The sequence below is a fragment of the Pseudarthrobacter sp. PvP004 genome, from assembly GCF_017876035.1.
Taxonomy (GTDB): domain Bacteria; phylum Actinomycetota; class Actinomycetes; order Actinomycetales; family Micrococcaceae; genus Arthrobacter; species Arthrobacter aurescens_A.
This window is the reverse complement of record NZ_JAGINL010000001.1, coordinates 2506341-2518556: the sequence shown is the minus strand read 5'-3', so window position 1 is coordinate 2518556 and position 12216 is coordinate 2506341. Positions and strand designations below refer to the sequence as shown.

Annotated in this window: 7 protein-coding genes; 5 read left to right on the top strand and 2 right to left on the bottom strand. The window is 62.5% G+C overall.

Going from position 1 to position 12216, the window contains the following annotated elements:
• Positions 1-37: 37 nt before the first annotated feature.
• Together J3A64_RS11295 and J3A64_RS11290 are read right to left on the bottom strand one after the other, a co-directional pair.
• Positions 38-295, bottom strand: coding sequence for an acyl-CoA carboxylase epsilon subunit (locus J3A64_RS11295; RefSeq protein WP_210064323.1), 258 nt, complete (start codon positions 293-295; stop codon positions 38-40).
• Complete coding sequence (locus J3A64_RS11290; RefSeq protein ID WP_011774139.1) at positions 292-1875, bottom strand: acyl-CoA carboxylase subunit beta; 1584 nt, start codon at positions 1873-1875, stop codon at positions 292-294. The genes J3A64_RS11295 and J3A64_RS11290 overlap by 4 nt, the downstream gene beginning before the upstream one ends.
• A gap of 217 nt (positions 1876-2092) precedes the next feature.
• On the opposite strand from J3A64_RS11290, the gene J3A64_RS11285 reads away from it, so the two are divergent.
• The 5 genes from J3A64_RS11285 (at position 2093) to J3A64_RS11265 (ending at position 12171) form a co-directional block, all read left to right on the top strand.
• Positions 2093-2983 (top strand): NAD(P)-dependent oxidoreductase, encoded by an 891-nt coding sequence (locus J3A64_RS11285; protein WP_014921180.1) that lies wholly within the window; start codon positions 2093-2095, stop codon positions 2981-2983.
• Between the two features lie 67 nt (positions 2984-3050).
• Positions 3051-4001: a biotin--[acetyl-CoA-carboxylase] ligase gene (locus tag J3A64_RS11280; protein WP_210064322.1), complete on the top strand. Its 951-nt coding sequence runs from the start codon at positions 3051-3053 to the stop codon at positions 3999-4001.
• Positions 3994-4587 carry a PH domain-containing protein gene (locus J3A64_RS11275; RefSeq protein ID WP_011774142.1) on the top strand — a complete coding sequence of 198 codons (594 nt, stop codon included), beginning with the start codon at positions 3994-3996 and terminating at the stop codon, positions 4585-4587. Before J3A64_RS11280 ends, J3A64_RS11275 begins: the two co-directional genes overlap by 8 nt.
• Positions 4577-5755 carry an adenylate/guanylate cyclase domain-containing protein gene (locus J3A64_RS11270; protein ID WP_011774143.1) on the top strand — a complete coding sequence of 393 codons (1179 nt, stop codon included), beginning with the start codon at positions 4577-4579 and terminating at the stop codon, positions 5753-5755. Before J3A64_RS11275 ends, J3A64_RS11270 begins: the two co-directional genes overlap by 11 nt.
• 281 nt (positions 5756-6036) lie before the next feature.
• A complete protein-coding gene (locus tag J3A64_RS11265; RefSeq protein ID WP_210064321.1) occupies positions 6037-12171 on the top strand; it encodes an Ig-like domain-containing protein in 6135 nt (2044 codons plus the stop codon).
• Positions 12172-12216 lie beyond the last annotated feature (45 nt).

The following is a 12216-nucleotide window of genomic DNA, read 5'->3' as shown; positions in this document are numbered from 1 at the left end:
GTGAAAGGGTTGTTGAACTTTTCTACACGCGAGGGAATTAACCCCGGCTGCGCTTCCACGCACCTGGACCCGGAGTGGGATCCAGACGCAGTTGCTGGCGACGCACCCAGTGCCGGACGTTCGGTTTGGACGCGGCAACCTCTTGCGGGGCGCCCAAGGAAAGCACGACGGCGGCAAGCGCCGCGAGCTCTTCGGCCGTCGGCTCGCCCTTGACCACCGAGAACATGGGTTCAGCGGGTGCTTCGGCGGGTGCTTCGGCGGGCGCCGAGTCGGCGCGATGCTTTGGCGCGCTCACAGGGGGATGTTTCCGTGCTTCTTGGTGGGCAGGCTCGCGCGCTTGTCGCGGAGGGCGCGGAGGCCGCGGATGATCTGCAGGCGAGTGTCCGAGGGAGCGATGACTGCGTCAACGTAGCCCAGCTGTGCTGCCTGGTACGGGTTGAGGAGTTCTTCCTCGTAGCCTTGGATGATCTCGGCGCGCTTGGCTTCGACGTCGCCGCCGGCCTCGGCAACGGCAGCGAGATCGCGACGGTAAAGGATATTCACTGCACCCTGGGCGCCCATGACGCCAATCTGCGCGGTGGGCCACGCGAGGTTCAGGTCCGCGCCCAGCTTCTTGGAGCCCATCACGATGTACGCGCCACCATAGGCCTTACGGGTGATGACCGTGAGCTTCGGAACTGTTGCCTCTGCGTAGGCGTAAAGGAGCTTGGCGCCGCGGCGGATGATGCCTTGGAACTCCTGATCTTTGCCGGGCAGGAATCCGGGGACGTCTACCAGCGTGATGATGGGGATGTTGAACGCGTCGCAGTGACGGACAAAGCGGGCGGCTTTCTCCGAGGCCGAGATGTCCAGCGTTCCCGCGAACTGCATGGGCTGGTTGGCCACGATGCCCACGGTGTGTCCCTCGACGCGGCCGTAGCCGATCATCACGTTGGGAGCGTACAGCGACTGCATCTCAAGGAAGTGGGCGTCGTCAACAATCTGCTCGATGACTTTGCGCATGTCGTAAGGCTGGTTGGCGGAATCGGGGATCAGGCCGTCAAGCGAGTGGTCGTCGTCGTTGAGTTCCAGTTCCTGGTCGTGCTCCACCACGGGGGCCTCGGACAGGTTGTTGGAGGGGAGGAAGTCCAGGAGCTCGCGCACGAACTCAATGGCGTCAGCTTCATCCGATGCCAGGTAGGTGGAGGTACCTGTGGTGGCATTGTGCTGGCGGGCGCCACCGAGGGTTTCCATGTCCACGTCTTCGCCGGTGACGGTCTTGATGACGTCCGGTCCGGTGATGAACATGTGGGACGTCTTGTCCACCATGACCACGTAGTCGGTCAGGGCGGGGGAGTAGGCGGCGCCACCGGCGCACGGGCCCATGATGAGGGAGATCTGGGGGACCACGCCGGAAGCATGGACGTTGTTGCGGAAGATGTCCGCGAACATGGCCAGCGAGGCGACGCCTTCCTGGATTCGTGCGCCGCCGCCGTCGTTAATGCCCACAACCGGGCAGCCGTTGCGGAGGGCGAATTCCTGGACCTTAACGATCTTTTCGCCGTTGACCTGGCTCAGTGAGCCGCCGTAGACACTGAAGTCCTGGCTGTAGATGGCGATCAGGCGGCCGTCCACTGTGCCGTAGCCGGAAACAACACCGTCACCCAGCGGCTTCTTCTTTTCCATGCCGAAGGCGGTGGAACGGTGGACTGCGAGGGCGTCGAACTCGACGAACGATCCGGGGTCAACCAGGAGGTCGATGCGTTCGCGGGCGGTGTTCTTGCCGCGCGCGTGCTGCTTTTCGATCGCTTCCGGGCCGGAAGGCTGTTCCGCACGGGCCTGGCGGTCGCGGAAGTCGGCAATCTTTCCCGCTGTCGTTGTCAGATCGTGGCTCATCAAGTGTCTCCGGCTCTGTAGCTGATTTTCGCTGGCGCAATTCCGGGTTCGGATAAGTAGCTGACTTAAGTAGCTTCCGTACAAAGAACAGGCCCCGCAGGCCAGTCTAGTGACGCCTTTGCCGCGAACCGCTGTAGAAACCCTACAATTTTCCGCGTTCAAGCCAAAGCCATCACTATGTTACCCGTCAGTAACATACTTGGGCTAGAGTGTCCCCATGACTTCAAGCAACGGCGCTTCCTCCGCCTCCACAGAGGGTCAAACGCAACGCACCACCCCCTACGTGGCCACTGCTTCGCTCAAGGGCAAGACCATTCTCATGTCCGGCGGCAGCCGCGGCATAGGCTTGGCCATTGCCACCCGTGCAGCCCGCGACGGCGCCAACATTGTGCTCATGGCCAAGACCGGCGACCCTCACCCCAAACTTGAGGGCACAGTCTTTACCGCCGCAGAGCAGCTCGTCGATGCGGGCGGCCAGGCACTGCCGCTGGTCGGGGACGTCCGCAATGATGACGACGTCGCCGCAGCAGTCGCCGCCGCCGTCGAACGTTTCGGGGGAATCGACGTAGTGGTGAACAACGCCTCGGCGATCGATCTGTCCCGCACCGACGCGGTGGACATGAAGCGCTACGACCTTATGCAGGACATCAATGTCCGCGGCACGTTCCTGCTATCCAAACTGGCACTTCCCGCCTTGCGTGAATCAAGCCACGGCCACATTCTCACCCTTTCCCCGCCCCTCAACCTGGACCCCAAATGGGCCGGAATGCACTTGGCCTACACCATGGCAAAGTACGGGATGAGCCTCACCACCTTGGGGCTCGCCGAAGAGCTGAAGGACGACGGCGTTTCGGTCAACTCGCTCTGGCCATGCACCCTGATCGACACCGCAGCAATCCGGAACATGCCCGGTGGGCAGCAGATCGTACAGGCGGCCCGAGGCCCGGAAATCATGGCCGATGCCGCCCACGCAGTGCTGACGGGATCTGGCTCGACCGGGAACTTCTACACGGACGAAGAAGTGCTGCGCGCTGCGGGCGTGTCGGATTTCACTCCTTATAGTCTCGGCGCGCCCGAAGACCGCTTGGTGCCGGACATCTTCCTCTAAGCGGATTCACAGCCGTTTTTCAGGGCAGCCATCATCCGGGGACGCCGCAACTGGATAGGATTCAGCTATGGATGCCGAACAGCCAGAGAGCAGCGAACCACAGGTCTTGTCCGGAGAGGTGACGTCCGTGCAGTCCCGTTCCCCGTTGGATCGTGGGGCATTGGACCGTGATGCTCTGCTCCAGCCGGACTTCCTGTCTGCAACCGGCATCTCCCAGCTGAACATTGTCGAGTCCACGGGATCCACCAATCAGGACCTCGTCCGGGCTGTCACGGTTGAGCCCAAAAAATGGGCCGACCTTGCCGTGTTGACCGCAGAACACCAAACAGCGGCGCGCGGACGGCTAGACCGTCACTGGGAATCACCAGAGCGGTCGGCGGTGTCCGTCTCCATGGTGCTGCGTCCCGTCACGGCAGAAGGCATGCCGGTCCCGACGCAGAGCTACTCCTGGCTGTCGCTGCTAGCTGCAGTTGCGCTGCGCGAGGCCCTGCAGGAAACGGCAGGCATCACCGCGGAGATCAAGTGGCCCAATGACGTGCTGGTCAACGGGCGAAAGGTGGCCGGCATCCTGGCCCAGATGACCCCTTTGGGCGATGGCTCCGTTCCTGCGGTGATCCTGGGTGTCGGCCTCAATGTTTCCCTGGCCGAGGATGAACTTCCCGTTCCCACGGCAACCTCTCTCGCCCTGGAAGGGGCCACGACGACGGACCGCACCGCGCTGCTGAAGAGCTACCTTTCGCGCTTCGCCAGGCTGTACCGCAGCTTTTGCAACTCCGAAGGAGACCCTGCGGCCGGTTTGGTGGGTGGCCCGTCGCTGCACAAGCGCGTTGAGTCTGCCATGGTGACGTTGGGCCGCGAAGTTCGGGCACACCTTCCCGGGGATCACGAACTCGTGGGCCACGCCTCGCGCCTGGACGAGCACGGCTCGTTGTTGGTGGTGGACCATGGCGGCAGGGAACACGTAGTGACAGCCGGAGATGTGGTGCACTTGCGCGCCACAGAAAGCGGTTATGCGTAAAGAGTTACTTCCGGGGGAGCAGGTCATCACGATCACGCGCCAACAGGCCCGCTCACTCTTCTTTCCGGTGCTGGCCTTCATCGCCGTTCCGGCTGTTACCGGCTTTGTCTGCGCTTGGATCGTCAGGGAAAACCCGCAGCGCCTGGCGCCCTTCATCACGGCGGAATGGACGCCGTGGCTCATGGGTACCGTGGTAGTGCTCGCGGGATGGTTCCTCGCTGCGTACAGCCTTAGGCGGGTGTTGCGGTGGCGTTCGGCCAAGTACATCCTGACTAGCCGGCGCGTACTTGCCAAGAACGGAATGTTTCGGCGGAGTGATTGGCAGGTATCGCTCATGGCCATCCGCAACGTGGGTGTCCAGCAGAGCATGCTCCAACGGGCATTGCACTCGGGGAATATATCCTTGGATACCGGGCACTCTGGAACAGCCGTCCTGGCCGACGTTCCCGAGGTAGGGAAGTTCCGGGGCTACATTCTTGACGCGATGGACGAACTCCCGCAAGGTGAGGTTTTTGAGGGTGAAGTGCTGGGAGATTTTGAAGAATTGCCGTGGGAGTTGAGAGAAGGTGGAAGAGATGAGCGTTGAGGATCAGCAGTCCGGCGAGGACCTGGACCAGGAGTTCGACGCCGTACCGGAACCTTCCGTGGACGAAGATACTGAGGCCGGGCCTGCTCCGGCGTCGGTGCAAACAGGTCCGCCCACTGGCGTGATGTCCGCGGAGCGCCTGGCTATTAAGGCGCTCGAGGCGAAGCTCCTTGGCGGGGAACGCAAGCTCCGGCGTCGTGAGGTTGCTGCAGGCGCGGGCGTATCCATCCTGTCCGCACGGAAAATTTGGCGCGCGCTGGGGTTCCCGAACTTCGGTGACGAGGACGTTGCCTTTACTGAACGTGACCAAGCTGCCTTGTCCAGCATCCTGGATCTGGTCCGTGCGGGCCTCCTGACTGAAGAAGCCGCTATCTCCGTGACCCGTTCCATCGGGCAAATGACGGACCGCATGGTGGTCTGGCAGATCGAAGCGTTGGTGGAGGACATGGTTTCCGAGCAGGGAATCCCTGATGCCGTGGCCCGAAAACAACTGGTGGGTCAGCTGCCGGCGCTGGTGGATTCCCTCGAAGAGATCCTGGTGTACTCCTATCGCCGCCAACTCAATGCCGGCGTCCAGCGTCTTGCCGTTCGCGCGGAAGCCGGGCTCCAGGCCAGCGAGGAGGGCCGGGAGGGCGACGAAGACGATTCGCCGTTGCCCTTGGCCCGGGCAGTGGGATTCGCGGACCTTGTCTCCTACACCAGCCTGTCGCGCCGCATGAACGAGAAAACTCTCGCCCAATTGGTGCAGCGTTTTGAAAACAAGTGCGCCGAGATCATTTCGGTGGGTGGCGGCCGATTGGTCAAAACCGTGGGCGACGAAGTTCTGTACATCGCTGAAACCCCTGCGGCCGGCGCCGAGATTTCCCTTGCCTTGGCGCAGGCCTTCACCGAGGACGAGATCCTCCCGCAGTGCCGCGTGTCCATGGTGTGGGGGCGCATCCTGTCCAGGCTTGGCGACATCTACGGTCCCACCGTGAACCTTGCCGCACGGCTGACCACGCTGGCGCAGCCCGGGACGGTGCTCGTGGACGCGATGACTGCCGCTGCCCTGGGACAGGACGACCGTTTCGTCCTGGTTCCCCAGAAATCGGAGAACGTCCGTGGCTTCGGTGAGATCCACCCCGTGATGCTCGCCCGCGGGCGGGGCAAGGGTTTGGTGCTGGACTAAGCAACTTGCCGACCTGCTGGCAGCCCGTCGGGGCCGCACGCTCTCTCACGTCCCTCGGGCTTCAGCCGATCGCTCTCTCACTTTCTTCACGAAAGTGAGAGAGCGTACGGCGTTAAAGGCTGTTATGTGAGAGAGGGTCGGGGATCTGCGGTTGCTGAACTGCGTCACGACTTAGCAAAACGATGGATTAACCCGGTAGTCTTAGCGTTGTTTGTGTCGTGAAATGGCCGTGGGGTACGGCGCCGGCTGCCTCGTGCTGCCAAAATTGTGGGGGAATGTGGATGGCTCTGCCTGACGGGTCCGGGAACCGCCGTGCCAAGAATCGGCGTCGTAAGGTCATTGCGGCAACCGCTTTTTCTGTTGTTGCCGCAGTCCTGGTGACCGGCGCAATCCTCTACCCCGGGTTCAAGACCACTGAAGTGGACCTCAATGACGGCGGCGTCTGGGTAGTCAGCAAGTCCAAGAATGCCGCCGGCCGGCTCAATTATCCATCCAAGTCCCTGGACGGCGCGGTGACGCCCGCGAGCAAGGATTTCGACATCCTGCAGCAGGCCGGAGACGTCTTCATTGATGACCCTGAAGGCGCCACCATCAACCCCGTCAGCGCTGCGAACATGCGCCTGGGTGGAGACCAGAAGCTACCCGGCTCGGCCGATGTAAGTTTCGGCCACAAAGTGTTGGCAGTCACCGACCCGTCAAAAGGCAAGGTCTGGGCACTCTCGCCCGGCTCAGTGGGAGGGTTCAGCGATGAATCCGAGCCACTGTTCGAGCAGTCGCCCGGAATTGTTTCGGTTGTAGGCACCGACGACACCATTCATACCGTGGATCCGGAATCCGGCAGCGTGACCGCAACCAAGGTGGACGCCAACGGCAGATCAACGGATTCCCAGGTCCGCAAGGAAGATGCCCTCAAAGGCGCAGGGGACCTGCAGCTCACAGCCGTGGGAGACAAGGCCGTGGTTCTCAATGAAGCCACAGGAAACATCGTTCTCCCCGGCGGCGCAACGGTTCACCTGGACGACGCCCGCGACGCGAAGCTCCAGCAAAGCGGAGCGGCCGCAGACTTCGTGGCCATCGCCACCACCAAAGCGCTCCTGCTTCAGCCCTTGGACGGTGGAACAGCCAAGACCGTTCGCGTCGATGCGGAAGGCATTCCCGCAGCGCCTGTGCACTTGGGAACATGTACCTACGCTGCTTGGTCCGGTGCCAACAAATACATCCGTGAGTGCAGCAACGAGGCTGACAACCGTCGCGCCGACGTCCCCAAGGCGAGTGCCTCGCCGTCGTACGTATTCCGTGTCAACCGGGATCTGGTGGTTCTGAACGACGTCAACTCCGGCAACGTTTGGATGGTCAACCAGAACATGCAGTTGGTCAACAACTGGGACGACGTCATACCGCCCCAACAAACATCGGACGACGCCGACAAGGACTCCGCTGACGAAGTCCAGCAGACGGTCCTTCCGGACCGAAGCAAACCGAACACCCCGCCCGTGGCCAAGCCGGACGCCTTTGGCGTGCGCGCCGGGAAGACGACCCTCCTGCCGGTTTTGGACAACGACGCCGATTCCGACGGCGATGTCCTCACGATCTCCGCTGACCAGGCCGTGAGGTCGGGGGCGTTGGCGCCCGTTTACGGCGGGACGGGTTTCCAGATTTCCGTCCCTGCGGAGCAATCCGGCACTGAGACTTTCAAGTACTCCGTGGACGATGGCCGTGGCGGTACCGGGGCAGCGAACGTTGACCTTCGGATAGTCCCTCCCGGCGAGAACAGTGCACCCCAGCAGAAGCCCAACAGGAACAATGCCCTGGTGGTGCAATCCGGAAAGATCGCCAACCAGTACATCCTCAGTGACTGGATAGATCCCGACGGTGATGACATCTTCGCGGTGGCTGCCGGCAGCAGCGACCCCGCCGACCAAGTGCGCATCAGGCCGGACGGGCTGCTGACGTTCCAGGATTCCGGAGCCGGGCCCGGGAAGAAGACCATTTCCGTGACGGTCTCCGACGGCACCCTGACCACGGAGGGGCGCATCAGTGTGGATGTTCGCGCTCCGGGCGCTCTGCCTCCGATCGCCAACGCCGATCACGTGGTGGCTGTGGCAGGCCAGGACACGGTGATCGCCCCGCTCAAAAACGATACTGATCCGCAAGGCGGGACTCTCCGGCTGGCACAGGCCCAGCCGGACGAACAGGCCACCGCCGTCATAGGTCCTGACCAGCAGACGTTTACCTTCAACTCCACGACTGTGGGCCCGCACTACGTCACCTATATGGTCACCAACGGCCCGGCGAGTGCCCAGCAGTTGGTGCGTGTCGACGTAGTGTCCGGCAATAATGACGGTGCCCCCGTCGCGGTTCGCGACATCGCGCTTCTGCCCAGCGGCGGCAGCACCGTGGTGGACGTGCTGGGCAATGACTCGGACCCGGCCGGCGGTGTACTGGTTGTCCAATCGGTCACTGCGGAGGACGGCCTGCCGGTCACGGTGGCGGTCCTGGACCATTCGGTGGTCAAGGTCACCGACATCCACGCGACCGGACAATTGTCCCTGAAGTACACGATTTCGAACGGTAAAGCGTCGGCCACGGGAGACATCTCAGTGCAGGTGGTGCCGGCGCCGAGCAAGCTGCAGGCTCCGCAGGCCAAACCCGACGAAGTGTCGGTTCGCGTCGGCGACGTCGTGACCATCCCTGTCCTGGAGAACGATTCGGACCCCAACGGCGGAGACCTCACCCTTGATCCCGCACTGGCGCAACAGCCCGACGCCGCGGATGGCAGGACCTTCATCGCGGGCAATTTCCTGCGCTTCATCGCAGGCGAGGTTCCCAAGACCGTCTATGCCATTTATAAGGTCAGCAACGCGTCAGGCCAGATCGATTCGCAGCAAGTCACTATCCGTATCCGGGCCAGGGACGACGCCACGAACTCCCGCCCCGAGCCGCGAAACCTGACCGCACGTGTGGTGGCGGGCATGACCGTTAAGATCCCCGTACCGTTGGACGGCATTGATGCCGACGGCGACTCGGTGCAGCTCATTGGGGTCGACAAAGCGCCCGCACTTGGCACAGCCGTGGTGCGGGATGGCTACATGGAATTCACTGCCGCCGCCAATTCTGCCGGGACTGACACGTTCAGCTATCGCGTTCGAGACCGCATTGGAGCCGAAAACACCGGCACCGTGATTGTGGGCATCGCACCGGCGGAGGCGAACAACCAGAAACCCATTGCCGTGGACGATGCAATTGATGTCCGGCCAGGTCGTCGTATTGCAGTGGATGCGTTGAAAAACGACTCGGATCCCGACGGCGATCCCCTTGGCCTGGTGAATTCCTTCGAAGCCAATCCGGAACTGCAGGTTGAGGCTGCCACCGGCAAGATCCTGTTGACGGCCCCCGGGGTTGCCGGGACCGAGAGCGTCAGCTACCGGATCCAGGACGACAAAAAGGCTGAAGCCAGCGCTGTGGTCAGGGTTCAAACAAGCCCGACGGCGGCCCTCCACGTTCCGATTGCCGTAGACGACCGCATCACGCTGGCTGAGACGCTGGGCAAGACCGCTGTCGACGTCCCGGTACTGAAGAATGACTCTGATCCGGACGGCGTTGCGGAAGACCTGACCATCACATTGCCGGATGCGAATCCGAACGCACGGGTAGGGACTGCCGGCAACGTGGTGGTGACACTCACGCCGCAGGACCAGCTGATTCCGTACACTGTGACGGACATGGACGGGCAGTCAGCCACAGCCGTGATGTGGGTCCCCGGCCAAGGGCTGCAATATCCAACTCTTTCCAAGACCGAGCCTGTTGAGGTCATGTCCGGGAAGGAAGTCACTCTTTCGCTCCAGGAATACGTCCGTGTGCGGGAAGGCCGCCAGCCCCGGCTTACGGTGGCGGACAAGATCCGTGTCCAGGGAGCCGATCCAAACAACGTCATTTCCGGCGATGGAAATGCGCTGCGGTATGCAGCGCAGATGGACTACGTCGGCCCTGGATCCATCACCTTCGAGGTGACTGACGGATCCGGTCCGGACGACTCGCAAGGGCTCAAGTCCACGTTGACCATCATCACCAAGGTGATCCCGGACCCTAACGCGAACCACGTTCCCACCTTCAGCGGCGCTTCGATCGAGGCACCCAAGGGTGAAACCACCGAGCTGGAATTGGCAAACCTCGCCAAGGACGTGGACGAGCGGGATCAGGGAAACTTGAAATTCGAGCTCGACGGACAACAGCCGGCGGGCTTCCAAACCAAGGTGGAGGGAAGTGTCCTCAAAGTCACCCCGGACCTCTCCGTGAACCCAGGTGCAGTGGGTTCCTTCCCGCTGAAGGTCACGGACGGGCGCTCCGACGCTGTTCGCGCGACGGTGACCGGTACCGTGGTGTCCTCCAACAGGCCTCGTCCTACAGCCAACGACGACGCTGTTGAGAAAGCCAATGCGGGACGCTCCGAAACCGTCAATGTGCTGGCCAACGATTTCAACCCCTTTAACGACTCACCACTGACCATCGAGAGCGCCGCAGTGGAAACGGGCTCCGCGGCTGGTCAGCCGACCGTCTCAGGCGATGCGGTCACGGTGACTCCTGCGGACGGTTTCAAGGGCGTCATGGTGGTGCGGTACACGGTGCTGGATAAGACCAAGGACCCCTCGAGGCAGGCTGTCGGCCGTGTCCGGATCACGGTCCGCGACAAGCCCGATGCTCCGTCGGCACCCGTAGCTACCGATGTCCGGAGCCGTACCGCAGTGCTCAAGTGGGCGCCGCCGTCGGACAATGGCGCAGCCATTACCAAGTACACGGTCAAGGCAGCCGGTTTTGAACAGGTGTGCCCGACCACCACCTGCACGCTCTCAGGACTGACCAACAATGTGAAGTACGTTTTCACGGTGTTCGCCACCAATGAGGTGGGGGATTCGCCGGCGTCAATCGCGTCCAACGAGATCCGCCCGGATGAGAAGCCGTCGCCGCCGGACGCCCCCACTGTTAAAGCCGGGGACAAAAACATGGCTATGACATGGACCCCCGCGAAGACTGAGGGCTCACCTGTGAAGCACTACAACCTTGAGATCTCTCCGCCCCCGGCCAACGGCATTGCCGTCAAGAACGAGGTCACAGGCCTGAGCTACACGTGGCCCGGACTCAGCAATGGCGTGAAATACAAGGTCCGTGCCCAGGCCGTCAATGAGCTCGGTCCGTCGGACTGGGGAATGTACTCCCTTGAGGACAACCCCGCTGGCCTTCCGGCGGCCCCGGCTGCACCCACCACCGCTGTGGTGGAGTCCGTGGGAACTAGTAACCAGATCCGCGCGGATTGGGCCGAACCGGACATCAATGGTGATCCCATCAAGACGTACTACGTCACCATGAGTGGTGGAAACGGCATTCCCCAGACCCAAACAGTCCCGGGAAACGTCCGGTCAGCCACCTTCACCGCCCAGAACGCAGAAGCCGGCTACACGTTCACTGTGCAAGCTGAGAACAAGGCCGGGAAGGGTGGCGTCAGTGCCGCCTCGGCCCCGCGCCGTGCCACAGGCAAGCTAGGCACCGTTAATAACGTCACTGCGACGCCGGCAAATACCGGGGGCGCAGGCCGGGCCGTCACCATCAACTTTGCCGTTCTTGACGACAAGCAACGAAACGGATCCACGCAGAGCGAAGTCAGCTACCGCTACCTGGCGAGTACCGGCCAGTCCGGTCCCATCACGCCCGGGCAAACGGTGGGTGGTTTCGCCAATGGGCAGGCTACCTCCATCACGGTCACGGCCGTGTCCTCAGTGGCGCCGAGTTCCAATGCCAGCGCACCGGCAACCACCACGCCGTATGGTTCCCCCGGTACACCATCTGCTTCGGGCGCCAACGGCGGGCAAAACCAGACCACATTGACGCTGAATTGGTCCTCGCCGTCCACGGGCAGCAACGACGTGGCCGTCACCAAGATCAGGATCACCGGCGGCGGTACGGACACCGGATGGATTAATGAGTCCGCGTCCGGCAGCCGCGTGGTCAACACCGGAGGCTACAACCAGACGCGCACCATTGAGGTGCAGACGTTCAACTCGGTGGGCACAGGCGGTGGCGTGGCCTCAGCGAGTGCACAGAGCGGGCCGCAGAAAACGTCCTGGGATGCGACCCTGCCTTCCGGTAGTTTCCGCACCTGCACGGATACCGCGCCATCGGGCCAAACCTCGTGGGATCCCAACACTCCCGGGCACCGCTGCGACGGAGTGGTCTACGGCGCTCCGTGGCAGTACGAATCCAATGGTGCGTTCACAGTCAACTGCTACATCAACCGCAGCACCCCGTACTTGAATTATGCGGCGTGGTACCGCCTGACCAGCGGCCCCAACGCAGGCCGCTTCATCGCCCAAGGCAACACCACCTTGGGAGACCCCGGACCGCACCAAATCCCGCAATGTTGAGGCAAGTGAAGCCGGGGCGCAGGATAGTTGTCCCCATCGCGCCCC

Coding starts and splice junctions, on each gene's coding strand:
- J3A64_RS11290 (WP_011774139.1), bottom strand. CDS start 1,875: ATGAGCCACGATCTGACAACGACAGCGGGAAAGATTGCCGACTTCCGC.
- J3A64_RS11285 (WP_014921180.1), top strand. CDS start 2,093: ATGACTTCAAGCAACGGCGCTTCCTCCGCCTCCACAGAGGGTCAAACG.
- J3A64_RS11280 (WP_210064322.1), top strand. CDS start 3,051: ATGGATGCCGAACAGCCAGAGAGCAGCGAACCACAGGTCTTGTCCGGA.
- J3A64_RS11275 (WP_011774142.1), top strand. CDS start 3,994: ATGCGTAAAGAGTTACTTCCGGGGGAGCAGGTCATCACGATCACGCGC.
- J3A64_RS11270 (WP_011774143.1), top strand. CDS start 4,577: ATGAGCGTTGAGGATCAGCAGTCCGGCGAGGACCTGGACCAGGAGTTC.
- J3A64_RS11265 (WP_210064321.1), top strand. CDS start 6,037: ATGGCTCTGCCTGACGGGTCCGGGAACCGCCGTGCCAAGAATCGGCGT.